This window comes from Brevibacterium sp., assembly GCF_031179145.1.
GTDB lineage: Bacteria > Actinomycetota > Actinomycetes > Actinomycetales > Brevibacteriaceae > Brevibacterium.
The window spans coordinates 74222-100533 of sequence record NZ_JAPSIB010000009.1; the positions used below are offsets into that span (position 1 = coordinate 74222).

Below are 26312 nucleotides of genomic sequence, written 5' to 3' on the forward strand. Positions count from 1 at the left end.
AGGTTCTATTGTGTCCCCGGAAAACCCGGTGATGCGTGCGGAAGGGGAAGCCGCACGAGTCATTCGCGAGCGCCTGGGGAATCAGCGATTGAGGGCGATCGGCACTGCGGTGTCGATCCGCCCTCAATCGTTTTCCACAGATTTGTCCACAGGCCGACGGACGCTCTGGCGAGCAGCGCGGACTTTCACTACTGTGAGGGTTCGGGTCGTTCGAGGCGAGGTGGCGAGATGTACAGGATCTATCCCAATGTGCCCATCACATGGAGGTCGGCGTCCTGCATCCAATTCGGGGTCGACGATCCGGTTCTCATCGACGGCCTGCTGCCCGGCGATGTCGCATTGCTCGAGGAGCTGCGGCTGGGTCTCGGCTCCGCTCAATACCATTCCCGAGCACAGGATCTCGGCGTCGATCTCAGCCGGGCGAGCTCCCTCATCGCACTGCTCGTCGAGGCGGGAGTGATGATCCAGGACTCCGATGCCGGTGCCCTCGGCGGCAGTTCGCACCAGTTCGCCGCAGCCCACCTCTTCGGTTCGTCTCCCGACCGCACGGCCGCGCTGCTCGCGGCACGGCCGGTCATGGTGATCGGTCCGCTGCGCACTCTCGTCGAACAGCATCTGAGCGCTGCGGGCTTCGTCATCGCCGCCGGCAGCCGCGTCGATGAGCTCGAACTGTTCCGCTCCCCCATCGTCATCACCACTTCCTACCTCGTGCCCGATGTCCATACCGCCACCTGGCTGACCGATCGGGAAGTCTCCTCCCTCGACATCGTCGCCGGGGAGTCCTCAGTCGAGGTCTCCGGCCTGGTCCGCCCGGGCGTGACAGGGTGCACCGTGTGCGCGTGCCTGCGCCTCAAAGATGCCGACGCCGACTGGTTCGAGCAGTATTCGCGCATCCGGGAACTGCCCTCACGCGCGGAACTCGCCGATCCCCTGTCCCGCCCGCTGGCAGCGGCGCATGCCGTCACAGCCCTGCGGCAGTCGCTGCTGGATCCCGAGACCCCTGCCGTGCGCCGCCGGATCAGCCTGACCTCGGGCCGCAGCGAGATCGAAGAGCTGCAGTTCCATCCCCGCTGCCATTGCCGCGTGCCTGTTCCGCATTTCGATCTGCTCGCTGAGCAGGCACAGTGACCTCAGGCACAGTGGCCTCAGTCGCTGAGCAGGCTGAGCAGTCCCTCACCGTAACGTTCGAGTTTCGTCGCCCCGATGCCCGGGATCTTCGCCAGGGTGGCCAGATCCCTCGGGCGCACCTCGGCGATGGCGGAGATCGAGGTGTCGGTGAGGACCAGATAGGGAGGCAGGCCCTGCTCCAATCCGACCCGTGCCCGCCACCGCCGCAGCCGGTCGAGGAGTTCGAGGTCGACGTCGGGCGGGCAGTCCGCACACCGTCCCAGCGCCCGATCGACCTGGGACACGAGGACTCTGCCGCAGCCCCGGCACCGATTCATCGTCACCGTGCTCGCGGTCCGGCGGCTGTGCCCGGCCGACTTCTCGACCTGCCCGAGCTCGCTGAGGAACCGTGAGGGCTTGCGCGGCTTCTGCTTGGAGTCGTGCCGGGCCAGCGACCAGCTCATGCTCAACTCCCTGCCCGCACGGGTGATGGCGACGTAGAACAGCCGGCGCTCCTCGGCGATGGTCTGCGGAGTCTGGGCATAGCTGATCGGCAGCAGTCCCTCGCTCAGCCCCACGAGGTGAACGCTGTCCCATTCGAGGCCCTTCGCCGCGTGGAACGACGCGAGGGTGACGCCCTCGATGTCCGGAGCGAACTGATGTTCGGCACGATCGGCGAGATCAGCGAGGAACACATCAAGGGGCACCGGCAGCTCCGAGGCCGACTGATGGGTCTCGGCGAGATCGACGAGGGCTTTGAGCGATTCCCATTTCTGTCGCGCGGCGCCCGCCCCCGGAGGATTGCGCGAGTAGCCCAACGACACGAGCACCTCGGCGACGACCTCCGGCAGCGGCCTGCCCGCCGAGGTGACGCGTGCGGCTTTGAGCATGAGCACCGCCTCCTTGACCTCCTTCCGCGCGAAGAACCTCTCCCCTCCCCGCAGGACGTAGGGGATCCCCGCCTTCGTCAGCGCCTGCTCATAGGCGGGGCTCTGCCCGTTGGTGCGGAAGAGCACGGCGATATTGCGGGGTCTGCGACCGGCGTGGATCTCGGCGGCGATGGCTTTGACCACACCGGCGGCTTCGGCCTCGTCGGTCGGATACTCGACCATCGCCGGAGCGCGTCCCGAGGGGTTGTCCGTCTGCAGGGTCAGCGCGGCCCTCGAAGTATGCCGCAGCAGGCTGTTGGCCGTGGCCACGATCGACTTCGAGGACCGGTAGTTGCGCACCAGCTGGATCGTCGTCGCCGTCGGCATCGCCTGGGTCATCGACAGCAGCAGGGACGAGTCGGCGCCGGCGAACGAGTAGATGGTCTGCGCGGGGTCGCCGACCACGCAGAGATTGTCGCGCGGTCCCAGCCACCGGGAGAGGAGGTCGAACTGAAGCGGGGAGACGTCCTGGAACTCGTCGACGACGAAGTGCCGATACTGTTCGCGCACCTGCGCGGCGATGTCGGGGTATTCGGCGAGGACGCCGTCGAGGACGAGGAGGACGTCTTCGAAGTCGAGCAGCCTCCCCCGCGTCTTCGCCTCGGAGTAGGCCTCGAAGATGCGCACCATGTCATCGACGCCCAGCTGTCCGGGCAGATCGCGGGACTGCGCTTTGATCGCATAGTCCTCGACGCCGAGGAGGGAGGCCGCTGCGTACTCGAGTTCGGCGGCGACGTCACGGTTCATCTCCCGGCTCGTCTCTATGCCGAGACTCTGGAGGACAGAGGCGATCACGCCCGTCTTGTTCTCGATGACCCGGGGGAAGTCGCCGCCTGCGAACCGGTCCCAGAAGAACCGCAGCTGCCGCAGCGCCGCGGAATGGAATGTCCGGGCCTGCACGGCGGGCACGCCGAGGGACCGCAGGCGGGAGCGCATCTCACCGGCCGCCTTCGCAGTGAAGGTGAGGGCGAGAACCTGATTGGCGGGAAAGACGCCGGTGGCGATTCCGTAGGCGATCCGATGGGTCATCGCTCGCGTCTTTCCGGTGCCGGCGCCGGCGAGCACGACAACCGGACTGGTGAAGTGGGTGGCGACCTCGCGCTGCTCGGCATCGAGAGCGTCGAGGAGAGCCTGCGCCTGTGCGCTCACTCGTTCTCCAGCCAGCTGTGGAGGATCTGACCGGCGATCGAGACCGTGCCTGCGGCCCGGACGGCGCCGGTGGCGATGGCCTCCGTGAGCTCCGCGCGCGTGAACCACCGCAGACTGGCGATCTCGGCCTGATCGGCGCGGGTGCTCAGGCTCGTGGCCTCGGCGGTGAAGCCGAGCATCAGGGAACACGGGAACGGCCACGGCTGGGATCCGAGGTAGCGAGGGTTGACGACCTCGACCTGGGCCTCTTCCCAGATCTCGCGGGTCACCGCGTGCTCGAGGGTCTCCCCCGGTTCGACGAAGCCGGCGAGCAGGGAGAACCGGTCAGCCTCCCAGGCGGCGTTGTTGCCGAGCAGCAGACGCTCCTGACCGTCCTCGTCGGTGTGGACGACCGCCACGATGACGGCCGGATCGGTGCGGGGGAAGTGCTCGCTGCCCGCCTCCGGGTCCCGTCGCACCCACCCCCCGTAGGTCGGGACCGTGGGGTTTCCGTTGCGGGGGGAGAATCGGTGCGTGCGATGCCAGTTGCCCAGGCCCACCAGCTCGCAGGCCAGGGACACCTGCACGTCGTCGAGAGCCTCGGCCAGTTCACGCAGCGGCAGCCAGACCGGTTCGATGCTGTCGATTCCTGTGCCGGGGGCAGTGAGCAGGTCACTGGCATCGTGGTCCCGATCCGCCGCCAACCGGCTGTCGATCGCGCTCCTGCCCTCATCATCGAGGTCGATGCCGATGTACCGGGTCCCGGTCGGATCCTGCCCCAGGTAGATCTCGGTCTGCGCGTCCGGGACAAGGCTCCTGTCGGTGAGGAAGAGCCCTCCCGAGGCGACGAGCAGGGATCCGCGGTGGCCGAGCACCGCTGTGGCCCCTGCCTCCCAGACCTCGCCGAGATCCCCGTCCTGACCGCGCCGGAGATGGTCGCGGTCAATGCCGTGACGGGCAAGGCTGGTGGTCTCGAGCGGCGGCAGAGGCTTCATGATGTCCACGATAACGCAGGGGCCTGACGCGCCGATCGCCCCGCCCTGACACGCTCGGCGGACCAAAACCGGCCCAGCAGCGGTGCAGACGGTAGATTGTGAGGCGTGGATACGAAGGCGCTCAAGTTGGCAGCAATAGCGGCGACGATGCTCGAGGATTTCGCCCCAACGAGATGGACTCCTCTGCCGTCCCTGGGACAGGGCATCAGGGTCCTCGTCGACGACGACGAGCTGACATTGGTCGCGACCGCCCAGACCCGGCTCGACCGCTCCGCCGATTCCGCCACCGCTGCGGAAGCGAGCCGGCTCTATGACGCGATGTACCCGCACGCGGACTTCACCTGGCCACACCTGCGGGCCATCACCGAGGTCGAGGCCAAGTACTTCGACACACCGTCGCCCACGACGGTGACCTTGGCCGATCCCCTGCCGGGAGCTCCCCTCGGCGACGCGCCCATCGCCGACATCGCGCGCGCGAGCTCGCTCGCTCAGTCGCTGGCGACGATCCACTCGGCCGCCCCTGAATCGGTCGCCGATGCTGGTTTCGCGGTGGAGGACCCCTCCCGCTCCCAGTTCCAGATCCTCGAGAGGCTCGACCAGGCGGCAGGCACCGGACGTGTTCCCGCCACGCTCCTCCAGCACTGGGAGGAGGAGTTCGAGAAGGTCTCGCTCTGGCATTTCCTCGCCACCCCGATCCACGGTTCGATCGACGAGCTCAGCGTCTACACCGATCAGGAACGCGTGCTCGCGCTCGCGGAGATCGGACGGCTTCGAGTCGCCGATCCTGCGATCGATCTGGCCGCCGCCTCGGCGCTCATCGACCCGTCCGTGCTGCCGACGTTCTTCAAGGAGTACCGCGAGTCCCGGCCCCGCGCCGACGAGCATGTCATCGCCCGGGCCGAGCTGCTCGCCGAATTCGCAGTCCTCGACTGGCTGCTCGAAGCCGTCGACTCCGGCGATGACGAGGCCGTGAACGACGCCGCCGCACTGCTGGAGTCCTTCAATGACGTCCTGTTCCGGGACCAGCCGCGGACGACTGCACCGGACGGCCAGCCGTCGACGGACGCTCGGTCGTCGTCGGCTTCCCAGTCGACGTCGAGCTCTCCTGAGCCTCCAGCCAACTGATGATCTCGGCTTCGTCCGGCAGTTCGGTGAACCTCACCACGTCGTCGCTGCCGACGAAGTAGAACGTTCCCGTCACCTCGCGGATCTGCGGGTGGGTCCGCTGGATCGCGAACCGATAGAGCGCCAGCTGCCACTTCATCACGTCCAGGGTGGATTCGTCGGGCTTCTTCGACGTCTTCCAGTCCACCACCTCGGCGTGATCGCCGGTGATGAAGACGGCGTCGATCTTCCCCGGCACCCGAAACCTGCCGAGGACCAGTTCGAACGACATCTCGACATGATCGGCGTGACGCAGCGCGAACTCCGAGGCGAGGAACGTGCTCTGCAGCTCGGCGATGGTCCGGGCGTCGGCGGGACCCACCGAGGCATCCTCGTCGACGTCGATGCTCGCCTGCCCGAAGTGCTGCTCGACCCAGGCGTGGAAGGCGGTGCCGATGGCGGCGGCCCGGCTCGGCGGGGTCGGAACCGGGCGCAGGGTCTGGGTGAGGAAGTCGTGCGGGTCCCGCCGCCACGAGACGACGGACGTCGCCGACAGACGCTCCGGCACCGAGCCGAGGGCCGAGCGGGGAGGCCTAGCCTGCAGCCGGGCGGCCCGCCGCGCGTACTCCCCCACCGGCGGTTCGGCCTCGCCGAGGGCAGTCAAGCTCACCGGCTCCACCGCTTCCACCCACTGTGCCGCCTTCCGCGCGGCCTCGACGACCCTGGTGCGGGCGACCGGCCAGTCAGCGGTCTCGATGACCTGATCGGGGGTGTCCGTGGCCGGTTCGGGGATCTCACGACTGATCCCCAGTGTTTCGATCGCCTCGGTGAGGAACGGGGAGAGTTCGTCGGGGTCTGTGCGGCCATTCATCAGCTCGGCCCCGAGCCACAGATGATGCTTGGCGCGCGTGAAGGCGACGTAGGCCAGCCGCCGCTCCTCCTCAGCGTGCGCCTGCTCGATCGCGGGCCGGATGACACCGAGGATCCATTCCTCAAGTTCCTTCTTCGTCTCGACCTCCACCGTGGACAGATCGAAGTCGACGAGGTGAGCACGATCGCCGCGCAGCGGGTACGGCAGCGCAGTGCGCTCCATCCAGCCCTCCTTGTCCCGCGGGAGAGTGGGGAAATCCCTGGTCACGAGGGCGGGTACCGCGACCGCGTCGAATTCGAGGCCCTTCGAAGCATGCACGGTCATGATGTTGGTCGCGTCGGCGCGGGCGCTCGGCTCCGCCACGCTCAGCGCGTCCTTGGCCTCCATCACCGAGAGCCAGTCGAGGAACCGCGCCACCGACGGCTGATCGTCGGTGGCCGCATACGTGCTCGCCGCCGACAAGAGGGAGTCGATGGCCGACCGGTGGAGATTGCGCAGTGATTCGCTCAGTCCCCAGATGTCGGAGTCGAGCCCGGTCTCGGACATGGCGCTGCGGATGATCGAGGTGATGCTGCCGGTGGCGGAGCGGACTGAGCGCAGCGCGCGGGCCAAGCGCACCAGTCGCTCGAGCGCGGTACGGCTCAACCCCGAGTCCTCGAAGCTCGCCACTGCCCGACGCACCTCGGCGCTGAGCCGGCCGCGGTGGGAACCTGCCTGTGCGGAGTCGTCGAGGGCGGCGGCGACGTCGATGAGTTCGTCGATTCCCTCGACGATCGTGGGCTGGTCGATGCTCTCCGCCACAGCCGCGGTCTGAGCGGGATCGACGGCAGTCTGCTCGTCGCGGTCTTGGAGTCGGTGGTCGTTCTGCCGGCGGGTGAACGCGGACAGGGCGGCGATGTCGGCCGCGCCCAGACCCAGCAGACGACCGCTGACGAGCCGCATCAGGTTCTCGCCTGCCAAGGGATCGACGGCGACGGTGAGCAGGGCGCGGACATCGGCGACGAACGGGTCGGCGAGGAGTCCGGAGGAGCCGTGGACGTGCACGGCGAAACCGGCCGCCTCGAGCGCGGTCGCGACGGTGGCGAAGTGCGCGCGTTTGCGGCACAGGACTGCTTTGGTCGTGCCCGCGGGCAGCTGCCCGATCCATTCCGTCAGCGCTCTCATCCCGTCGGTGAGGAAGTCGGGGTCGTGGGCGCCCGAGGCGATGCTCACAGCCACTGTGCCCTCACCGGCGTCGGCGCGAGCCGTCAGCGGCGTCTCCTTCTCACCGCCGAGCCCATCGGCGATCCGGTTGGCGACTCTCAGGATGGTCCGGTCGTTGCGCCAGCTGGTGCTCAGGGTCAGCGACCGGACGTTGCGGAAGTCGCCTGAGAAGCGGATCATGTTGTCCGCGCTGGCACCGCGCCAGCCATAGATGGCCTGGCGGGGATCGCCGACTGCCGTGACCGCCGTCTGAGCGAACAGGTCCCGCAGCAACTTCAGCTGCGCCACCGAGGTGTCCTGGAATTCGTCGAGCAGAACGATCTTCCACCGTGCGCGCTCCGCTGCCACGGCAGCGGGCACCCGGTCGACGATGCGCTGCGCGAAGCGGACCTGATCGGAGAAGTCCATCGCCAGATGTCTCCGCTTCGCCTCGATGTAGGCGCCTGCCAGCCGAGCGGTCCTGATCTTCGCCTCGAGCTTGCGTCGGCGTATGGCGTCGATCGGCTTGCCCTTGCTCGAGATCAGCGCCTGCAGGCAGCGGTCGAGGTACGCGATGACTTCGTCCCTGTCCCGTCCGTGGTCGTTCATCGCCCCGGCCAGGGCGATCATGTCCGAGATCATCGTGTCCCTGGCCACGTCGGGCGGGATGTCGTCGACGCCGGCCGCGTCGACGATCTCTCCCGCGATGGCATGCGCCCCGGCCTCGTCGAGCAGAATCGTCTCGGGTTCGATCCCGATGCTGACTCCGTATTCGTCGACGATCGAGGCGGCAAAGGAGTTGTAGGTCGACACAGTGGGGTTGTCGAGACCGGGCAGGGATGTCGGCGAGGTCAGTCCCAGGTTGTGCCGGAACCGGGCCAGGAGGACCCGGATCCGCCCGGCCAGCTCCCCCACGGCCTTGCGTGTGAAGGTGAGTCCGAGGATCTCCTCGGGGGCCACATGCCCGTTGGCGACCAGCCATACCACGCGTTGGGAGATCACCGTCGTCTTCCCCGATCCGGCTCCGGCGGTGACCTTCATCGACTCAGCAGGGTCCGCTTCGATGATGAGCCTCTGCTCGGGGCTGGGCGGGAACGCCTGCGCAGGGTCGGCGGCGGTCAAGCGGGCGAGTTCGTCGGCGGAGTAGCGCATCAATCCTCTTCCATGAGTCGCGGCCCCATCGCGGGGCAGGATGAGCGGACGGGGCAGCTGCGGCAGTTCTGCGGGTCGACGACGGCGGGGAACCGGGCCGAGCGCATGCCGGAGGAGACCTCCCCGAGCAGGTTCCGCGCCCAGTGCGGATCCGAGTCGATCTCCAGCGCCGACTGCTCTCGGACCGTCCTCGCGGACTTTCGCAGGTAGACGAGCTCGGCGCCGAAGGCCCTGGCGTCGAGGACGCGGCCGTCTTCGAGGGTGATCGCGCCCGAGTTGATCGCCTCCTGGTAGACGCCGAGCTGCGGGTGACGGGGCATGTCGTCGGTCGCCTCCACGTTCCTGCCGGTCTTGAAGTCGACGATGCGCACGCCGTCGGCGGCTGTCTCGATCCGGTCGAGTCGGCCCGTCACCTTCCATTCCCGGCCGTGGTCGTCCAGGCCGGTGGCGGAGACCTGAGCCTCGACCCCGACGACCTCCCCGGGGGCATTGGTGATGTAGTGGCCGAGGCGGTCGACCATCGACATCGCCAGGTCGTGATCGCGGGTCCGCTCCCACTCCGCGGAGTAGTCGATGGTGGCGAACTCGGCCTCGACGAAGTCCCGGATGGCCGATGTGGGTCCGTCCGGGAAGCGTTCGGCGGCTGCGTGGAGGATCGTGCCGAGGCTCTGTGCCACCGTCCCCGGCCGGTCGCCCCCGTTGCGAGTGAGGAACCAGCGCAGGGAGCAGTTGGAGAAGGTCTCGACCTGGGAGGGTGAGACGCGCACGACGTCGTCGTCCGTGTAGAGGGGGTCGTGCGAGCTGAGGTCCTCGGTCTCCCGCCAGGCCTCGGTACCGGCGATGTCGCCGTCCGTCTCGCGCAGCGCCCGCAGCAGCTGCGCCCACGGGATCATCTGCCCACCGGGCTCGTCGCTGATGGCGGCGGCCTGCAGCAGTTGGGCGCGGGCGTGCGCGGCCATCTCCTTGACGCCGATCGGCGGCAGATCGTCCTCATGGGTGATGGCATGGCCGTCCGCGGAGTCCGCTGCGGATGCGGTCCGTGCCGCGAGCAGGTCGAAGAAGGGCGAGGGACTGCTCTGATCATCGGCGACGGCGGTCACCACAACGAGTTCGTCGGCACGGGTCAGCGCTGTGTAGAAGAGCTCGCCCTCCTCACGGAGGTTCGTCCGCCGGGCGTGGGACTGATAACCGGGGTCTGCGGTCACGGTGGCCCCGGACTCGAGCACTGCGGCCAGGTCCGTCAGTCCGAGGATGCCACCGCGCAGCTTCGGGTTGGGCCACACTCCCTCATTCACCTCGGCGATGATGACCATGGAGAACCGACGATGAGCCAGGGACGCGGGGGTGCCGATGTGGACATAGTCGTCGAAGCCGGCGGTCGCGGCCAAGGAGTCCTGGGCGATGTCCTGCTCGGCGACGATGCCGGCGAAGGACCGCGCGGTGAAGCCTCCTCGCTCCGCGATCTTCTCGGCCAGGGTGAACAGGCGCAGCACCGCGTCGAGGTGGGAGTTGGCTTCGGATTCGGGATCGCGCAGGGCCTCGGACTGCCAGCGTTCGGCCACCCCTGCCGCCTGCCAGATCGCCCACAGCGCCTGGTGCGGATCGGCGGCGCTTTGCTCCTCGGCAGCAGTGAGCATCCGAATGATGGCGGCGAGTCCCGGAATGTCCGAATCGGTGGAGCGGCTGCGCAGGGCCGCGGCCAGGGAGGCGTCGCTGCTGGGTGCCGGGTGACGTCTGCGCACCAGCCGGCGGAATCGTCGCAGCTGCACCGGGTCGAGGCGGACGTAGACGCTGCCGGCCAGGGACAGCGCCAGGGCGGCGATCGAGTCGTCGTCGTCGAAGTCCGGGGTTCGTTCGAGCAGCTGCAGCAGCGGCGCCGTCGCGGGATCGACGCTCAGAGCCGACACGATGTGCTCGGTGACGAGCCCGGAGGCGCGCAGTTCGCCCGCGAGCACCCGTGCGCTCGAGGTGTTGCGGCAGATCACGGCCACGTCCGACCACGAGTGGCCGTCGTCGACGTAGCTCGCGATCCGCCGGGCCAGGTATCGGTGCCCCGAGGCGGGGCTCTCGAACACATGGGTCTCGACATTCGGGCTGGGCTCCCCAGGGCCGGGCTCCCCAGTGCCGGGATCCTCAGTGCTGGGCTCCCCAGTGCCGGGATCCCCAGGGCCGGTTTCCCCTGAGCTGGGTTTCCCAGGGCTCGGCATCGCGTGCGCCTCCCGCGGGATGTGGCCGAGCCCCCACCGGGTGGTGATGCGACGGGCGAAGTCGTCCCCGGTGTCGACGAGCCCGAGGGCGACGTCCGGGATGTCGGTGAGCACGAGGGTCTCGAACCGCGGGCTGCGCACGCTGCGGTCGAGGAGCGAGGCGTCAGCGCCGTGGAATCGTCCGGTCACTGCCTCCGGGGCCCCGAACAGCGCCAGCGCGCAGCCGCGCTCCTGCAACTGCTCCAGCAGCCCCCAGCTCGCGGAGGGAAAGTCCTGCACGGCGTCGGCGAGGATGACGGCGGGAACCGCTTCCGGGGAGAAGGACCAGGCTCTGCCGGCCGTCACCTCGGCGGGTTCGCGCAGCACTTCGAAAGCGGCCCGCGCGAGGACGGTGGCCGCGTCGACGCCGCCGTAGCCGGGCATGCTCATGATGCCCAGATACTCGTCGAGGACCTGGGCCAGCGCCTCCCAGCGCGGGTCGGCGTGATCCTCCACGACCCGCTGCAGCGCACTGCGGCCCGCGTCGAAGACCAGTTCGCGCTCCTCCCCCACGGGTGGCGGCACCCTGACCCCGAAGTCGAACTCCATGATCCGGTTGAGCGCATCGCGGACCTCAGTGCGGAACGCGGAGGTGGCGCGCACCTCGGCGGTGATCTCCGCGGGCCAGGCAGGGCCGCTGCCACGGCCGAGCTCATGGCCGGCCAGGAGATCGGCGAGGAAGACGTCCTGGTCCGCTCCCGAGACGAACGCGAGATCGTCTCCGGTGCGGGTGCTGTGGGCGGCGCGGGCGATTCCGAAGGCGAACGAGGAGATGCTGCGGGCCGGCGCGGAGCCGAGCACCGCCGTGGGCGGCACCGGCAGCCGGTCGCGCAGGTCGCCCGCGTGGGCGCGGTTGGGGGTGAGCACGAGCACCGAGGCGGGGTCGAGGGTGCGCACGAGCTGGGCGTAGACGGCTTCGAGCAGGGTCGTCTTGCCCGTGCCCGGACGACCGATGATCGTCACGGACTCACGGGCGAGCAGCTTCGCCGAGACTGTTCCGGCCTTGTCATCCATATCCGTATTCCATCATGAGCCGCGGACACGGGCAGACAGGCCCCGGTCAGGGGCCGTTCTTCGCGTAACATTGAGGAATGTCGAGTCCACAGCAGAGATTGCCCCGTGAGCAGCGTCGCGACCAGTTGGTGGGCGTGGCGCTTTCTGTCTTCGCCACCCGCGGATACCGGACCACTTCGATGGATGTCATCGCCGAGGCCGCCGGAGTGTCGAAACCGGTCCTCTACCAGCACTTCGCGTCGAAGCAGGAGCTCTACCTGGCGCTCATCGACGCCTCTGCCACTCACCTCAACTCCTCGGTCCAGTCCGCTCTGGAGTCGACGACGGATCCCCACGAACGTGTGCGGGCGACGTACCGCGCATATTTCGACTTCGTCATCTCGCACCGCGAGGAATTCGCCATCCTCTTCAACTCCGACGTCTACGAGCCCGAGGCGCAGGCCCGCATCCGCGCCCTGCGTGAGCAGTCGGCCTCCCACATCGTCGATGCGCTGCAGAGCTTCACCGATCTCAACGACTCCGAGGCGCGCCTGCTGTGTCGGACCCTCATCGGCACCGCCGAGGTGGTCATCAAGCAGATCGAGTCCTCCAACGACGTTGACATCGATGCCACGGTCAACCTGCTCACCCAGCTCAGCTGGGGTGGACTGCAGTCCTTCGCGACCAAGTGATTCGCGGCCACGTGAGAGTCCCCTCGGCGGCAGGGTGCCATCCGAGCCGAGGCGGTGCACAGCAGTGCGGAGGAGAACGGAAGACGACCGCGCGGAAGAGAACACCGAGTCTCTGACGTTAAGCTGAGTGCGGTCCCGGGCCCGCACACGAAGTAGAAGCCCCGTCCACGAAGACAATCCTGCAAGGAGAACAATGGAAATCAAGATCGGCGTCAAGCACTCCCCCCGTGAGATCGTCCTCGACACGGACGAGAGCGCCACGGAACTCGCAGCCCGCATCGACGAGTCGATCCGAGCCGAATCGCTGCTCACCTTCACCGACAACAAGGGCCGCAAGGTGCTGGTTCCCGCGCCTGCGCTCAGCTACGTCGAGCTCGGCAGCGAATCGGCGCGCCGGGTCGGCTTCGGCGCGATCTGAGCGAACCCGCGAACCGAGCGGGCAGAACATCGACATGCCGCCGAGTCATCGGCGGTGGATCGGGGTTCTGCCCGCTCTCGCATTCACCTGCCGCAGGCCGACGGCAACGCGGCCGATCGCGGCGTCTGCTAAGCGACCAGCCCGAGCGCCGACATCCGCCTCGAATGATTGGCCGTGACAGCGGGGATCGCCTCGACCACGACGGTCTCGTCGATGCCGAGGACGGGATCGGTGAGGAGGTGGCGGGCCCGGCCCAGGGTCTCGGCCACGAGCTTGCGTCCCCACAGCGCCAGGCGTGAGGCCAGCTGGGTGTCGGCGGCCACGTCCTCGGTCAGACGATTGCGGACATGATCGGCCGCACGTGTATCATCGAGAATGGTAATTGCCAGGCTGTATCCGGGCTCGTCGAGTCCGTCCACGGCTGTGCGGTAGAAATCGTTCATGATTCCGTCGAAGACGAATCCCTTCATGAGACTCTCGTGCCAGTCACGAGGACGCGTCCTTTCAGCCAGCACGGTGAAGGTCGGTTCGAAATGCTCGCACAGCTCGACCACATCCTGGCCCAATCGCCTGATGTGCTGTGAGAGCTGTTCGAAGTTCGCAAATGACTGCGAGGCCAGCCGCGCCAAGACGATCTTGTCGTCCAAGTGCGCAGCAGAAGTGGCGTTGGTCGCCATCTCTTCGAAGGCAGTGAGCTCGCCGAACGCCAGAAGCGCGAGCATCGCAGCATTGTTGGTTGCAGCATTTTTACCGGCCAATGGGGCAGAATCGGGCATAAGCCAAGAGTACCGGTTCACGACCTTGACGAGCGCGAATGCGCTAAAAGGAGTTACACACATGGCGCAGACAGAAGCGGATTTCGCCGAGCTTGGGGTCTCGGGACCGATCGTGGCCGCATTGGCCTCCGCCGGCATCACCCACCCCTTCCCCATCCAGACGCTGACACTCCCGGTGGCGCTCTCCGGCGCCGACATCATCGGACAGGCCAAGACCGGCACCGGCAAAACCCTGGGCTTCGGCATCCCGCTGCTCCAGCGCGTGGTCGGCGCCGACGAGGCCGAGGCCGACGACGAGGTCCGCCTCCCCCAGGCCCTGGTCGTCGTCCCCACCCGCGAGCTGGCCAAGCAGGTCGCCGCAGACCTCGTCACCGCCTCGACGCAGCGCAACATCGAGATCATCACCATCTACGGCGGCAAGGACTTCGAGCCGCAGATCAAGGCACTCAAGACCGGAGTCGACGTCGTCGTCGGAACCCCGGGGCGCCTGCTCGACCTCTACGGTCGCAAGGTCCTCAAGCTGCACAAGGTCCACACCGTCGTCCTCGACGAAGCCGATGAGATGCTCGACCTCGGGTTCCTGCCCGACGTCGAGAGGATCATCAACGCGGTGCCCGCGCACCGTCAGACGATGCTGTTCTCCGCGACGATGCCCGGCGCCGTGATCACGCTGGCGCGGCGCTACATGAAGCGGCCCACCCACATCCGGGCCCACGATCACGACGACCTGTCCCAGACGGGCAAGAACACCACCCAGTTCGTCTATCGCGCGCATTCGATGGACAAGGACGAGCTCGTCGCCCGGATGCTCCAGGCCGAGGGGCGCGGGCGCACCATCATCTTCACCCGGACGAAGCGCGCCGCCGACAAGCTCGCCGCAGAGCTCACCGACCGCGGCTTTCAGGTCAGCGCCCTCCATGGCGACCTCGGCCAGGTGCAGCGTGAGCGTGCCCTGAAGTCGTTCCGCGACGGTCACGTCGACGTCCTCGTCGCCACCGACGTCGCGGCCCGCGGCATCGACATCGACGACGTCACCCACGTCGTCAACTTCCAGTGCCCCGACGACGAGAAGACCTACGTCCACCGCATCGGCCGCACGGGACGGGCGGGCAACTCCGGGGTCGCCGTCACCTTCGTGGACTGGGACGACATGCACCGGTGGCGCCTGATCAACAAGGCTTTGGGCCTCGACCACGACGAGCCCGCCGAAACCTATTCCACCTCGCCCCACTTCTTCGCCGACCTCGGCATCCCCAAGGGCACCAAGGGTCGTCTGCCCCGCCAGCAGGAGACCGCCGGTGAGGATGCTCAGGCTGCAGGTGAGAGGCGTGAACGTCGCCGAGGCAGTTCCTCCCAGGACCGGTCGCGGGCCCGTGGCTCGGACGCAGGCGCCGCCGCCGAGTCGGATGAAGAGGCGTCACAGAAGCGGACCCGGCGCAACCGCGAACGCAAGCGCACTCGCGGCGGCAAGCCGGTCGGCCGCGCCTCCCGTGCGCACACGGACAAGTCACCCGCCGGAGAGTCTGCTCCGAGCGCGGAGTAGCGACTCCGCACGCGCCACAGAGCTCGAGCGGACGACTTCGCCTCCAGAGAGCACCCTGCGCCCTGAACTCTCGGCAGGAGGGTGCGCTTTCGGCGCGAAGCCGTCCGCTCGACGCGAAGCCGTCCGGTCGGCGTTGCTCGGCGTTGCTCAGCCTCGCTGATTCTCACACCGGGCTGCGGAAGCTGTTCAGCCCTGGATGAAGTCGACGCCTCCGGGTCGGGTCGAGGCGCGGTCGAGGAACTTGTCGAGCATCCGCTGCGAGGTCGAATGCTCGCCGAGGCGGTTGGGCTTGCCCGTTCCGTGATAGTCGCTCGAGCCGGTGATGATGAGGTCGCGGTCCTGGGCCAGCCGGCGCATCGCCTCCCGTTCCGCGGGAGGATTGTCCCGGTGATCAACCTCGAGCCCGTCCAGTCCCGCCTCGATGAACTGGCGCATGGCCGCATCGGAGACGACGAGCCCACGCATCGCGGCCCGCGGGTGGGCGAAGACGGAGACACCGCCAGCCTCCCGGATCAGACGGATCGCCGTCAGCGGGTCGATGGTCGGCAGAGTGACATGGTACTTGCCCCGGCTGGAGAGGATCGAGGCGAAGGCGTCCGACCTCGTCTCGACGATTCCCGCCGCCACCAGCGCATCGGCAATGTGCGGCCGCCCGATCGTGGCATCCTCACCGGAGACGGAGAGTACCGCGTCCATGTCGATGGGATAGTCCTCGGCCAGCTTCTCGATGATGAGATGGGTGCGGTCGAGGCGGGAGCGGCGGGTCTCCTCGACGACGTCTGCCAGGCCCGTGTCGTAGGGGTCATGGAGGTAGGAGAGGATATGGACGCTGATCCCCTCGTGCCGGCAGGAGATCTCCATCCCGCGCACCAGGCCGAGCCCGTAGACCCGGGCGGCCTCCTCCGCCGGCGCCCAGCCCGCCGTCGTGTCATGGTCAGTGATTCCCAGAACGTCGATCCCCTCCATCGCGGCTTCGGAGATGAGTTCGGATGGGCTCTGAGTACCATCGGAGAACGCCGTGTGCGCATGGAGATCGATGACCATGCGCCCCAGTCTATCCGCTGATCATCTCTGTGCTGACGATGACGTCAGGGTTGAGAGCGGTGCCTAGAATGGAGCCATGACTGATCCCCGGGACACCGCTTTCACACCCACGTCCGAGACCGCCCAGCCATCCGCCGAGACCATCCGGCAGCCCGCCGAGACCACCCAGCCGACCACCGAGACCCCGGGGTCGGCACAGGCTCTCGAGGACCGCGTCAACAACCGCTCCCACCGCCCCGACTCCCAAGCCTTCCGGGATTTCGTGGCCACCGGCTGGGACCGCACCCCGCTCAACGCCGAACCTCTCGCCGCCGCCGGTTTCACCGCTGCCCGCCGGGCGGCGATCTCGGCCGCGTTTCCCGGTGAGCGCCTCGTCGTCCCCGCCGGCTCCCTCAAAGTCCGCTCGAACGACACCGATTACCGGTTCCGGGCGCACTCGGCATTCATCCACCTCACCGGGCTCGAGACCGACTCCGAACCTGACGCGGTGCTCGTGTTCGAGCCCGAGGACGACACCCACACCGTCACCCTCTACTTCCGCCCCCGTGCCGGCTCCGACACCGTCGAGTTCTTCTCCGACTCCCGTTACGGCGAGTACTGGGTCGGCCCCCGCGCCGACCTCGAGGCGATGGCGACGATGACCGGCATCGCCACTGCGGACTCCTCCACGGTCGACGATGTCATCACCAAGGACCTGGGCGCCATCTCCGTGCGCCTGGTCCGGCAGGCCGATGCGCGCGTCGACTCCGTCATCGACCTCGCCCGGTCGCAGGTCCAAGCGGACATGGAGATCTCGCTGGCAGGGGACGCCGAACTCGCTCAGTCGCTGTCGGAGCTGCGCTTGATCAAGGACGACTACGAGATCGATGCGCTGCGCGAGGCCGTTGCGATCACTCGGTCCGGCTTCGACAACGTCGTGAAGTCGCTGCCCGATGCAGTGGCGCACCGGCGCGGAGAGCGCGTCATCGAGACGGCGTTCGAGACCGCCGCCCGCACCGACGGCAATGGCGTCGGCTACGACACGATCGCGGCCTCGGGCAACCATGCCTGCACCCTGCACTGGATCCGCAACGACGGGGAGGTCCGGCCGGGTGATCTCGTCCTCGTCGACGCCGGCGCCGAGGCGGACTCCCTCTACACCGCCGACATCACCCGCACACTCCCGGTCTCGGGCACGTTCAGCGACATTCAGGCGAAGGTCTACGACGTCGTGCTCGAGGCCGCGGACGCCGCGTTCGCGGTCGCGGCCGAACATGTCAGCCGACCGATCCGGTTCCGGGAGGTGCACGAGGCCGCCATGCAGGTCATCGCGGTCCGTCTCGAGGAACTCGGGATCCTGCCGGTCCCGGCTGCCCTGTCCCTGTCCCCCGACGGTCAGCACCATCGCCGCTGGATGGTCCACGGCACCAGCCACCACCTCGGCCTCGACGTCCACGACTGCGCGCAGGCGCGCGCCGAGATGTACCTCGACGCCCACTTGGAGCCGGGAATGGTCTTCACGATCGAACCGGGTCTGTACTTCAAGGCCGATGACCTGCTCCTGCCCGCCGAGTACCGCGGCATCGGAGTCCGGATCGAGGACGATGTCCTCGTCACCGCCGACGGCGTCGAGAACCTCTCGGCCGGCTTCCCCCGCACCCGCGTCGAGGTGGAGGCCTGGGTGCAGGGCCAATGACGTCCGGGCCGGTGACGCCCGGGCCGGTGCGCGGCCGGGGCGTCCTCGAGATCGACGGAATCGGCCTCGGCCATGCCGGCTGCCTCACCCGTTCCCGCCTGACCGGGGTCACCGTTCTCCTCCCGCCCGCCGGTTCGACTGTGGGCGTCGACGTCCGCGGCGGTGGTCCCGCCACCCATGAGACCGACGTCATCGCCCCGAGCACCCACGCCTACGGCGCCGATGCGATCGTGCTCACCGGTGGTTCGGCGATCGGGCTGCGCTCAGTCGCCGGCGTCAGTGAGACCCTCGCCGAGGCGGGACGAGGATTTCCGGCGCCCGGCCTCCCCGGCACCGCGATTCCGCTCGTCCCCGGTGCCGCGATCTACGATCTCGGTCGCGGGGACGGCCCCGTCGCTGCGCCCACCGCAGCCGAGGGCGCTGCGGCAGCCGGCATGGCGCTGTCCGAGCCGCGGACAGCGGCTGTCAGGGGAAGTGTCGGCGTCGGACTCGGAGCGCGGGCGGGCGGGCAGACGCTGCGCAGTTCATTGGGTTCTGCGCTCATGCACCTGCCCGGCGGGTACACGGTCGCGGCGCTCGTCGCGGCCAATCCGCTCGGCACGATCGGCACGCCCGGAGGGACCCTGTGGGCCGGTCCCCTGCTCGAAGAGCTCGGGTGGGATGTTCCGCCGCTGCCGGGGCTGCCGGTGGCGGCGACCGCGGCGTTCGCCTCGGCGAAGAACACGACGCTCGCCGTCGTCGCCACCGATGCCCGGCTCGACTCCGCACAGGTGACGGGACTGGCAGCGGGCGGGCACGCGGGCATCTCCCGGGCTGTGCGCCCCTCACATACGCTCTTCGACGGCGATACGGTGTTCTCGGTGGCCACGGGGGGCATCCCGCTGCCCGTGGACCCTGCCGAGGCCACGTCCGCCCTCGTCTCGATCACCGCCGCGGGCGCCGATGTCATCGCTCTCGCGGTCATCGACGCCCTCGTCAGCGCTGCGCCGTTCGACCCCTCCTGGGGTCAGCCTCCCACGCTCACCGACATCGCGCCCGACTTCGCCCGGTCCTTCTCCGCGCTGCCCTGACGCAGGGTCAGCGGACCGAGGCCGGCCCCCGGGTCAGCCGCGCTGTCCGGCCCCTGCGTCAGCGGCAGCCGGCTTGACCCCGCGTCAGCGGCCGTCGGCCTTTCGCGACTCCTCCGAGTCCAGTCCCGGACGATTCGCGGTCCCGGTCCTCTGTTCGCGGTGGAGGTCGAACCCGTCGTCCTTGAGCTGCCTCTTCGACGTCTGCTTCGCCTCCGTCCTGTCGTCGACGACCGTGAACCGGATGGTGTCGGTGAACGAGCGACCGTAGCGATCCGTTCCCGTCACCTTTGCACTGTGCGTTCCGAGGTCGAGTTTCCCCGGGATCGGCGCCCGCCACAGATGCGAACTCGTCCGGCCGACGTTGCCGGAGGTCCGCAGGTTCTGCGAGGCCGTGTACGGATCGGTGAACTCCCATCCCTCCTTCAGGGGCTCACCTCGTCCGGGCTGGGTGTGCTCGGCGGGAACGGGCGGCTTGCCGTCGAAGCTCACCTCGACGCGGGCATCGGAGCTGCCGGCGAGGAAGCTCGAGGTCAACCACGTGTCTCCGGACTTGAGGTCACTGCGGGTGACGACCTTCTCCGAGACCGCCACAGGCGCGTCGCCCTGCTTCCCTTCGTCCTGCCATTCCTGCGCCGACTGCGCCCAGTCGCGCCAGGCAGGGGAATTGACGCCGAGGAGCAGCTGGTGGCCATCGGGCTCGCCGCGCACCGTATAGCGCTCGCTGCGCTGTGCACCGTCGAAGGAGAGCGTGAGCACTCCGGGTTCGGCGGCGTCGGAGGTGAAGGCGTAGGGAAGGCCGTCGGAGTTGAGTCCGCCGGAGTACCAGTCGCCGGAGACGGCACCGGCGACGAGCTGGGTGTGCGTGAGCTCGTCGATGCCGGCGTTCCTCCACTCCTTCCGGTTCTCACCGGCGATGAGGTTCTCCAACGTGTGCGTGTGCCCGCCGACGGTGACCGCGTTCGGGTAATCGGCGATGACGGAGTAGAAGTCCGCGGCATTGTCGACGACGACCTCACGATGAGTGAGGAGCGGAGCGTGCGTGGCGATGACGATCTGGGCGTTGCGGGGCACGTTCTGCAGATCGTTGCGCAGCCATTCCAGTTGCTCATCGCTGATCGCCTCCGCGTACTTCTTCGTCTTCGGGTCGCCCGAGTAGTCGATGCTGTCGAGGACGACGAAATGGGTCCTCCCGACGTCGTAGGAGAAGTACGCCGGGCCGAAGTCGTCGCGGAACGTGTCGAGCGCGTGGGCGTCGTCAGGTGAGTCGTAGTCCTGATCGTGGTTGCCCGGCGCCACCCGGACCGGTCCGTTCATCTGCGAGTACAGATCGCGGAGATCAGTGTTGAGGCTGAGGTCGTCGCCGACGTTGTCGCCGAGGAGGAGGACGCCGCACGCCCGGTAGTCGGTGCGGTCGGCGAGGTCGCTGACCGCACCGTCGCGAGCGTATCCGACTTCCGTCTTGTCATAGGTCTGCGTGTCCGAGGCGATCGCGCAGTCCTGCTGCGCCGAGGCGGTCGCTTGGGAGGCGATCATCGGGAAGTTCACGCTCTTCGGGGTTCCGCCGGTCGGTGCGATCCCGCCGTACTTGAGCTCGGGTGAGCCTTTCGGGAGATGGTTGTAGCTGAACTGGGCGATCATGTCCTCATCGACGGGCACCTGCCAGCCCGCGGGCTGTGTCACCGACACCGTCATGTTCTCTCGGACCGGCAGCTCATAAGCTCCGCTGCCGTCGGTCTGGACGACCTCGATCCCGTTGGTCACCGCGACCCCGGGGATTCCCGATTCACCTGGGTCGAGCGTCGAATTCTCGTTGATGTCGTCGAAGACCTGGCCGGTGAAGAGCGACGGGTCCTCGGGTTCGCCCCGATCGACCTGGACGTGCCCCTCGTAGAGTTCAGCGGGTGCGGTGTCGGCCAGGGCCGCGGTCGTCACCGCCAGCGGAGCGAGTAGTGCCGTCGCTGCTCCCAAGCCGATCACACGCATTCGTCGTACGGACATATATGTCTTCCTCTCAGGTTCGAAATCTGCACTGCACTCGGATCTGCACTGCACTCGGATCTGCACCGCATTCGGGATGCCTTGCCGAGAATCGACCTTAGGGAGCCTGAGAGAATCCTCAATGACAGGCACAAGGCAACTTGGTGAACGTGCCGTGATCCGGATGACGCGGCATTCTTCCTGGCCAGGACGTAGGGTAGAGGTATGAGTGGCTCCGCGAAACGCGTCTTCGTCGCACGGCTCATCTCCGCCCCGGTCTTCGACCCTCTGGGCGATCAGGTCGGCCGGGTGCGGGACGTCGTCATCGTCTATCGCACGACCATGCGCCAGTTCCCCCGCGTCATCGGCCTGGTCGTCGAGGTGCCCGGTCGACGCCGCGTGTTCGTCCCCATGGGGCGCGTCACGGCCATCGACTCAGGTCAGGTCATCACCACCGGCCTGGTCAATATGCGCCGCTTCGAACAGCGGCGCTCGGAGACCCTGGTCGTCAACGACCTCCTCGACCGCAGGCTGCGACTGCGCGAGGACGGCTCCCCGATCCAGGTCGAGGACGTCGGGATCGAGCAACAGGTGAGCCGGGACTGGGAAGTCACCCGCCTCTTCGTCCGCAGGGTTCCCGAACGCACCGCTTTCGCGGCCTTCCGCCGGCGGGGTGAGACTCTGCAGATCTCCTGGTCGGACGCCGATCATCCCGCCGACGCCGCCGTCGATCAGGAGGCCACGCAGCTCATCGCCGCGTACCAGGACACGAAGCCCGCCGACCTCGCCGACGTCCTGTTCGAGATGAGTCCGCAGCGCCGGCTCCAGGTCGCGCGGGCGCTGGACGACGAGCGCCTCGCCGACGTCATCGAAGAGCTCCCCGCCGAGACGCAGGTCGAGCTGCTCTCCGCCCTGGACACCCAGCGCGCCGTCACGGTCCTCGAGGAGATGGAGCCCGACGACGCCGCCGACCTCCTCGGCGAGCTCAGCGATGAGGCGGCCGAGCGCTTCCTCCTCCTGATGGAGCCCGAGGACGCCGAGGATGTGCGCACACTGCTCGCCTACGACGAGGACACCGCCGGTGGTCTGATGACGACCGAGCCGGTGATCCTGACCCCGGAGACCTCCGTCGCCGAGGCGCTGGCCCATGTCCGCAGGGAGGACCTGCCGCCCGCGCTGGCCGCGGCCATCTTCGTCTGCCGGCAGCCGATCGAGACCCCCACGGGCAAGTACCTGGGGCTCGTCCACATCCAGGAGATGCTGCGCCATCCCCCGCATGAGGCTGTCGGGATCATGCTCGACACCGAGGTGGAGCCGCTGCCGCCGGAGACTCCGCTGGCCGAGGTGACGAAGCTCCTGGCGGCGTACAATCTGGTGTCGGTGCCGATCACCGACGACAATGACCACCTCATCGGTGTGGTCACCGTCGACGACGTCCTCGACCAGCTGCTGCCCGAGGACTGGCGCACCACTGGCCGTGACGATCACAGAAGGGGGTAGTGATGGCTGCTGACGATTTCGATGTGCCCCGGTCGACCAAGCGCAAGCTGCCCCGACTGAGCATGTCCCCGGAGACCTTCGGCCGTGGCGCCGAGTCCTTCGCCCGGTTCATGGGCACGCCTGCGTTCCTCGTCGGGATGACCGTCTTCTGCGCCGCCTGGCTGCTGTGGAACACGCTCCTGCCCGAGGAGATGCAGTTCGACCCGAAGTCGCTGAACTTCACCCTGCTGACCCTGATCCTGTCCCTGCAGGCCTCCTACGCCGCGCCCCTGATCCTGCTCGCGGAGAACCGCAGCGCCGACCGGGACCGGGTGGAGTTCGAGCACGACCGCAGACGGGCCGAGCGCAACCTCGCCGACACGGAATTCCTCGCCCGTGAGGTCGCAGCGCTGCGCATCGCGATGCGCGAGGTCGCGACGCGCGACTTCATCCGCTCGGAGCTGCGCGACCTGCTCCGAGAGCTCGAGGAGGAGGCCCCGTCCCGGGATGACGGCGCGAAAGGCGAGCAGGTAAACTGGAGGACTGACCGCGGCGAGAAAGGACGAGGCTGACTATGACACAACCATCGATGGAGGCCATCCGGGAGGCGCTCACCGGCGTCATCGACCCGGAGATCCGCCGCAGCATCGTCGAACTCGATATGGTCGACGATGTCACCATCGACGGCGCGAAAGTCACCGTCACCGTCCTCCTCACCGTCTCCGGATGCCCGCTCAAGGACACGATCACGAAGGACACGACCGAGGCGGTGGCGGCCGTGCCCGGCGTCGACGAGGTCGAGGTGATTCTCGGCACGATGACGCCCGAGCAGCGCACGGCGATGCGTGAGAAGCTCCAGGGCGCCGGCTCCTCGCGCGAGGTCCCCTTCACGAAACCCGATTCCCTGACCAAGGTCTACGCCATCGCGTCCGGCAAAGGCGGGGTCGGCAAGTCCTCGATCACTGCGAACCTCGCGGTCGCGATGGCGGCCCGTGGGCTGCGCGTGGGCATCGTCGACGCCGACATCTACGGCTTCTCGATTCCCTCCATGCTCGGCGTCACCGGCAATCCCACCCGGGTCGATGACATGATCATCCCCCAGGTCGCCCATGACGTGAAGGTGATGAGCATCGGAATGTTCGTGCCCAGCACCCAGGCCGTGGTGTGGCGCGGTCCGATGCTCCACCGAGCGCTGCAGCAGTTCCTCACCGACGTGTTCTGGGGCGACCTCGACGTCCTGCTCCTCGACCTGCCTCCCGGCACCGGCGACATCGCGATCTCGGTCGCCCAGCTGCTGCCGGGCTCGGAGCTGCTCGTCGTCACGACCCCCCAGCCCGCCTCGGCGCAGGTCGCCGAGCGGGCAGGATCGATTTCCTCCCAGACCCGCCAGCGGGTGGCCGGAGTGATCGAGAACATGTCCTGGATGGAGATGCCCGACGGGACGCAGATGGACATCTTCGGCTCCGGCGGCGGCGCGGTCGTCGCGGAGAACCTCTCCCGCACCACCGGGACCACTGTCGAGCTGCTCACACAGATCCCGCTCGACACCCAGCTGCGCGAAGGATCGGACGCCGGCACTCCGGTGGTCCTCACCCACCCTGACTCCGCCGCCGCCGTCGCCTTCCGCTCCCTGGCGGCGAGGCTCGGACAGCGCTCTCGCGGACTCGCAGGACGGTCGCTGGGGCTCAGCCCCGTCTGAGAGGCTGGGCCCGTGCTGGTCGGGTCATCCGCGCGACATACAATGGATGAAGTTCCAGTCCCCTCCCGTCGCTAGGACCCGTCAATGCCACTCCCCTCCCCTGGCCGACCGCGTCTGCGCTTAGCGCTCGCTGCGGCCGGCCTCGTTCTCATCCTCGCCGGCTGCGTCCCCACCGGCACCACTCGCGAATCGGCAAACCCGCAGGATGCGCAGACCGTCCAGGAGAACCTCGCGGTCGCCGCGAACAACCTGCGCAGCTATGCCATCCTCGACGACGAATTCGCGCCGGAGATCCGGGCACATCTCTTCGGGATCCCCGGCCTTCGCTCCCTCTCGTCGGTCACCGAGGCCAGAGTGCTCGCCGCCATCGAGTCGAACGGCAGCTTCGGCGGCCGGGCCGCCTACAGTCCCGTGCTCACGGATCCCGCCGCCCGTCGGCCCGCGGAGAGGTTCATCGTCGCACCCCAGGTGCAGGACCCTCGCACGACAGGCGCCCCGACTTCGGGCGCGTCCGATGCGGGGACGGCGGGCAAGTTCCCCACCGAGGCAGAGGAGTCCGAGCCGGGCGAGCGACTTGAGATCGGCAATGAGGTCCTCGCCGCAGGCGGTGACTTCCTCGTCTCCCGCCTCTGGGTGAGAGGTCCGGGCGACGACCGCCCGCAGGCCAGCGTGCTGGTGACACAGATCTCGACGGACACCACGGTCGACATCGGCGACCTCTTCGACGCCGAGGTGGATGCCGCCGCCATCGCTGTCGACGCGTTCGGTCACGTCACCCTGGAGGGCTCACAGGTCCCCGAGAAGAGCCTCACTGCGCTCGGGCGCACCGTCTCCAAGTCTCTGCGCACCCCGCTGGCTCTGCCGGCTGCCGCCGATGAGCGCAGACCTGACTATTCGTGCTCCCTCCTCCCCTGCGTGGCTCTGACCTACGATGACGGTCCGGGCGACCCCGAGGGCGAGGACTCCCTGCTCGATGCCGCCGCCGAGGCGGGAGTCCGCCTCACCTACTTCCTGTTGGGAAGGAATGTCGCCGCGTTCCCCGGCACCGTGGAGCGGATGGTCGACCAAGGGCACGAGATCGCCAATCACACGCATTCGCATCCCCAACTCGACCGGAGCAGCCCCGCGACCGTGCGGGCCCAGGTCCGTCAGGCCGATGACGCGATCGAAGCGGCGGGAGCGGGACGACCCGAACTGCTGCGGCCTCCTTTCGGAGCACTTGATTCGGCCGCCGCCGGTGTCCTCGGCCATCCCGCCATCCTGTGGGACGTCGACACCGAGGATTGGCGGCACAAGAACCCGGGCAAGGTGGTCGCCTCTGTGGCCCGCGACGCCCGGCCGGGCTCGATCGTCCTCATGCACTCCATCCACCCGAGCACGATCGAGGCGTCGCCCCAGGTCTTCCGCACTGTGGCGGAGAAGGGTCTCTATGCCGTCACGACGAGCGAACTGTTCGCCGGCGTCGAACTCTCGGCCGGGGCACAGTACTACTGCCGCGGCTACGGAAGCGAACTGTGTTCGAACCCGGAGCACCCGGCGGTGCTGCGGAAATGAATCAGATGGCGTGCTGAGGAGCTGAACGATGCTGAGACGTCAGTTCACCCGGTCTTGAGAACCCGGCGGTCCTGAGCACCCGAGTCAGGTGGCGTCGGGATCGAAGGGAGCCGCCTCGGCGCGCACACGTCTCGCGGCCTGAGCCTGGAATCGCTCGATCGGTGAGCGCATAGGTGCCGGCTGAGACTCCGCCTCGGCGTCCGCCTCGATCCCATCCGTGTCAGATTCGGCTGCATCGCGCCCAGCCGGATGGCGCTCACTCGAGTCGTCGTCGGTGCCCGTCCCCGCACCGGGGGTCGAAACCTGCTTCGGTGTGCGCTTGGACTCCCGGATCGACGTGTCCTCTTCCACGAGGGCCTCACGGACGATGCGCCGGGGGTCGTACTGCCGGGGGTCGAGCTTCTGCCAGTCGACGTCCTTGAACTCGTCGCCGAAATCACGCTGCACGCTCTCCTTCGCTCCCTCGGCCATTCGGCGAGCCTGGCGGACGAGGTCCCGCAGCTTCTCGGCGTACTCGGGGAGGCGTTTGGGACCGATGACGACGAGTGCCACAACCACCAAGATGAGCATCTCGGTGCCGTTGATACCAAACATGCCTCCAGTCTACCGGTCGCGAACAGGGCGACTTCTCAGCGGCGGTATGCTCGGGCGCGGGAGGATTCCCGGTGAGTCGAGAGT

The 26312-nt window shown here is 68.1% G+C and carries 18 protein-coding genes; 10 read left to right on the forward strand and 8 right to left on the reverse strand.

Translation table 11 applies throughout. The annotated features are described in order from the left end of the window. Nucleotides 1-228 precede the first annotated feature (228 nt). The gene (locus RIT73_RS08565) at nt 229-1128 is read left to right on the forward strand and encodes a hypothetical protein (RefSeq protein ID WP_309131651.1); all 900 of its coding nucleotides are present in this window, start codon (nt 229-231) and stop codon (nt 1126-1128) included. A 17-nt stretch (nt 1129-1145) separates the two neighbouring features. On the opposite strand, the gene RIT73_RS08570 is transcribed toward RIT73_RS08565, so the two are convergent. The 4 genes from RIT73_RS08570 to RIT73_RS08585 form a co-directional block, all read right to left on the reverse strand. After that, nucleotides 1146-3185 carry an ATP-dependent DNA helicase UvrD2 gene (locus RIT73_RS08570; RefSeq protein WP_309131652.1) on the reverse strand — a complete coding sequence of 680 codons (2040 nt, stop codon included), beginning with the start codon at nt 3183-3185 and terminating at the stop codon, nt 1146-1148. Then, nucleotides 3182-4159: an NAD(+) diphosphatase gene (gene nudC, locus RIT73_RS08575; RefSeq protein ID WP_309131653.1), complete on the reverse strand. Its 978-nt coding sequence runs from the start codon at nt 4157-4159 to the stop codon at nt 3182-3184. The genes RIT73_RS08570 and nudC overlap by 4 nt, the downstream gene beginning before the upstream one ends. Nucleotides 4160-5159: 1000 nt before the next feature. Beyond that, nucleotides 5160-8468: an ATP-dependent DNA helicase gene (locus tag RIT73_RS08580; RefSeq protein WP_309131654.1), complete on the reverse strand. Its 3309-nt coding sequence runs from the start codon at nt 8466-8468 to the stop codon at nt 5160-5162. After that, nucleotides 8468-11728, reverse strand: a complete 3261-nt coding sequence (locus RIT73_RS08585) for a PD-(D/E)XK nuclease family protein (RefSeq protein WP_309131655.1) — start codon at nt 11726-11728, stop codon at nt 8468-8470. Before RIT73_RS08585 ends, RIT73_RS08580 begins: the two co-directional genes overlap by 1 nt. A gap of 77 nt (nt 11729-11805) precedes the next feature. On the opposite strand from RIT73_RS08585, the gene RIT73_RS08590 reads away from it, so the two are divergent. Then, a complete protein-coding gene (locus RIT73_RS08590) occupies nt 11806-12399 on the forward strand; it encodes a TetR/AcrR family transcriptional regulator (protein ID WP_309131656.1) in 594 nt (197 codons plus the stop codon). Nucleotides 12400-12592: 193 nt separating this feature from the next. Continuing rightward, complete coding sequence (locus RIT73_RS08595; RefSeq protein ID WP_309131657.1) at nt 12593-12817, forward strand: DUF3107 domain-containing protein; 225 nt, start codon at nt 12593-12595, stop codon at nt 12815-12817. Between the two features lie 128 nt (nt 12818-12945). Here the strand turns inward: RIT73_RS08595 and RIT73_RS08600 are convergent, their stop codons facing one another. Beyond that, a complete protein-coding gene (locus RIT73_RS08600) occupies nt 12946-13539 on the reverse strand; it encodes a ferritin-like fold-containing protein (RefSeq protein WP_309131658.1) in 594 nt (197 codons plus the stop codon). Nucleotides 13540-13654: 115 nt separating this feature from the next. Between RIT73_RS08600 and RIT73_RS08605 the strand changes: the two genes are divergently transcribed. After that, nucleotides 13655-15136, forward strand: a complete 1482-nt coding sequence (locus RIT73_RS08605) for a DEAD/DEAH box helicase (protein WP_309131659.1) — start codon at nt 13655-13657, stop codon at nt 15134-15136. Nucleotides 15137-15322: 186 nt separating this feature from the next. On the opposite strand, the gene RIT73_RS08610 is transcribed toward RIT73_RS08605, so the two are convergent. Then, a complete protein-coding gene (locus RIT73_RS08610; RefSeq protein ID WP_309131660.1) occupies nt 15323-16180 on the reverse strand; it encodes a PHP domain-containing protein in 858 nt (285 codons plus the stop codon). A 76-nt stretch (nt 16181-16256) separates the two neighbouring features. Between RIT73_RS08610 and RIT73_RS08615 the strand changes: the two genes are divergently transcribed. Together RIT73_RS08615 and RIT73_RS08620 are read left to right on the forward strand one after the other, a co-directional pair. Continuing rightward, nucleotides 16257-17855, forward strand: a complete 1599-nt coding sequence (locus RIT73_RS08615; protein WP_309131661.1) for an aminopeptidase P family protein — start codon at nt 16257-16259, stop codon at nt 17853-17855. Beyond that, nucleotides 17852-18925: a P1 family peptidase gene (locus tag RIT73_RS08620; protein ID WP_309131662.1), complete on the forward strand. Its 1074-nt coding sequence runs from the start codon at nt 17852-17854 to the stop codon at nt 18923-18925. The genes RIT73_RS08615 and RIT73_RS08620 overlap by 4 nt, the downstream gene beginning before the upstream one ends. An 84-nt stretch (nt 18926-19009) precedes the next feature. Here the strand turns inward: RIT73_RS08620 and RIT73_RS08625 are convergent, their stop codons facing one another. Beyond that, entirely contained in the window at nt 19010-20923 is a 1914-nt protein-coding gene (locus RIT73_RS08625; protein ID WP_309131663.1) for a calcineurin-like phosphoesterase family protein, read from the reverse strand. A 204-nt stretch (nt 20924-21127) separates the two neighbouring features. On the opposite strand from RIT73_RS08625, the gene RIT73_RS08630 reads away from it, so the two are divergent. The 4 genes from RIT73_RS08630 (at nt 21128) to RIT73_RS08645 (ending at nt 25634) form a co-directional block, all read left to right on the forward strand. After that, complete coding sequence (locus tag RIT73_RS08630; RefSeq protein ID WP_309131664.1) at nt 21128-22402, forward strand: magnesium transporter MgtE N-terminal domain-containing protein; 1275 nt, start codon at nt 21128-21130, stop codon at nt 22400-22402. A 2-nt stretch (nt 22403-22404) separates the two neighbouring features. Continuing rightward, nucleotides 22405-22953, forward strand: coding sequence for a DUF1003 domain-containing protein (locus RIT73_RS08635; RefSeq protein ID WP_309131665.1), 549 nt, complete (start codon nt 22405-22407; stop codon nt 22951-22953). Nucleotides 22954-22955: 2 nt separating this feature from the next. Next, nucleotides 22956-24080: an Mrp/NBP35 family ATP-binding protein gene (locus tag RIT73_RS08640; protein WP_309131666.1), complete on the forward strand. Its 1125-nt coding sequence runs from the start codon at nt 22956-22958 to the stop codon at nt 24078-24080. A gap of 84 nt (nt 24081-24164) precedes the next feature. Further along, nucleotides 24165-25634, forward strand: coding sequence for a polysaccharide deacetylase family protein (locus RIT73_RS08645; RefSeq protein WP_309131667.1), 1470 nt, complete (start codon nt 24165-24167; stop codon nt 25632-25634). An 84-nt stretch (nt 25635-25718) separates the two neighbouring features. Here RIT73_RS08645 and RIT73_RS08650 read toward each other — a convergent pair whose 3' ends face one another. Continuing rightward, nucleotides 25719-26228 (reverse strand): twin-arginine translocase TatA/TatE family subunit, encoded by a 510-nt coding sequence (locus RIT73_RS08650; RefSeq protein ID WP_309131668.1) that lies wholly within the window; start codon nt 26226-26228, stop codon nt 25719-25721. Between the last annotated feature and the right edge of the window lie 84 nt (nt 26229-26312).

Excerpts from the sequence above, each read along its gene's own strand:
- RIT73_RS08565 (WP_309131651.1), top strand. The coding sequence starts at position 229 with ATGTACAGGATCTATCCCAATGTGCCCATCACATGGAGGTCGGCGTCC.
- nudC (WP_309131653.1), bottom strand. The coding sequence starts at position 4,159 with ATGAAGCCTCTGCCGCCGCTCGAGACCACCAGCCTTGCCCGTCACGGC.
- RIT73_RS08580 (WP_309131654.1), bottom strand. The coding sequence starts at position 8,468 with ATGCGCTACTCCGCCGACGAACTCGCCCGCTTGACCGCCGCCGACCCT.
- RIT73_RS08585 (WP_309131655.1), bottom strand. The coding sequence starts at position 11,728 with ATGGATGACAAGGCCGGAACAGTCTCGGCGAAGCTGCTCGCCCGTGAG.
- RIT73_RS08590 (WP_309131656.1), top strand. The coding sequence starts at position 11,806 with ATGTCGAGTCCACAGCAGAGATTGCCCCGTGAGCAGCGTCGCGACCAG.
- RIT73_RS08595 (WP_309131657.1), top strand. The coding sequence starts at position 12,593 with ATGGAAATCAAGATCGGCGTCAAGCACTCCCCCCGTGAGATCGTCCTC.
- RIT73_RS08600 (WP_309131658.1), bottom strand. The coding sequence starts at position 13,539 with ATGCTCGCGCTTCTGGCGTTCGGCGAGCTCACTGCCTTCGAAGAGATG.
- RIT73_RS08605 (WP_309131659.1), top strand. The coding sequence starts at position 13,655 with ATGGCGCAGACAGAAGCGGATTTCGCCGAGCTTGGGGTCTCGGGACCG.
- RIT73_RS08610 (WP_309131660.1), bottom strand. The coding sequence starts at position 16,180 with ATGGTCATCGATCTCCATGCGCACACGGCGTTCTCCGATGGTACTCAG.
- RIT73_RS08615 (WP_309131661.1), top strand. The coding sequence starts at position 16,257 with ATGACTGATCCCCGGGACACCGCTTTCACACCCACGTCCGAGACCGCC.
- RIT73_RS08620 (WP_309131662.1), top strand. The coding sequence starts at position 17,852 with ATGACGTCCGGGCCGGTGACGCCCGGGCCGGTGCGCGGCCGGGGCGTC.
- RIT73_RS08625 (WP_309131663.1), bottom strand. The coding sequence starts at position 20,923 with ATGTCCGTACGACGAATGCGTGTGATCGGCTTGGGAGCAGCGACGGCA.
- RIT73_RS08630 (WP_309131664.1), top strand. The coding sequence starts at position 21,128 with ATGAGTGGCTCCGCGAAACGCGTCTTCGTCGCACGGCTCATCTCCGCC.
- RIT73_RS08635 (WP_309131665.1), top strand. The coding sequence starts at position 22,405 with ATGGCTGCTGACGATTTCGATGTGCCCCGGTCGACCAAGCGCAAGCTG.
- RIT73_RS08640 (WP_309131666.1), top strand. The coding sequence starts at position 22,956 with ATGACACAACCATCGATGGAGGCCATCCGGGAGGCGCTCACCGGCGTC.
- RIT73_RS08645 (WP_309131667.1), top strand. The coding sequence starts at position 24,165 with ATGCCACTCCCCTCCCCTGGCCGACCGCGTCTGCGCTTAGCGCTCGCT.
- RIT73_RS08650 (WP_309131668.1), bottom strand. The coding sequence starts at position 26,228 with ATGTTTGGTATCAACGGCACCGAGATGCTCATCTTGGTGGTTGTGGCA.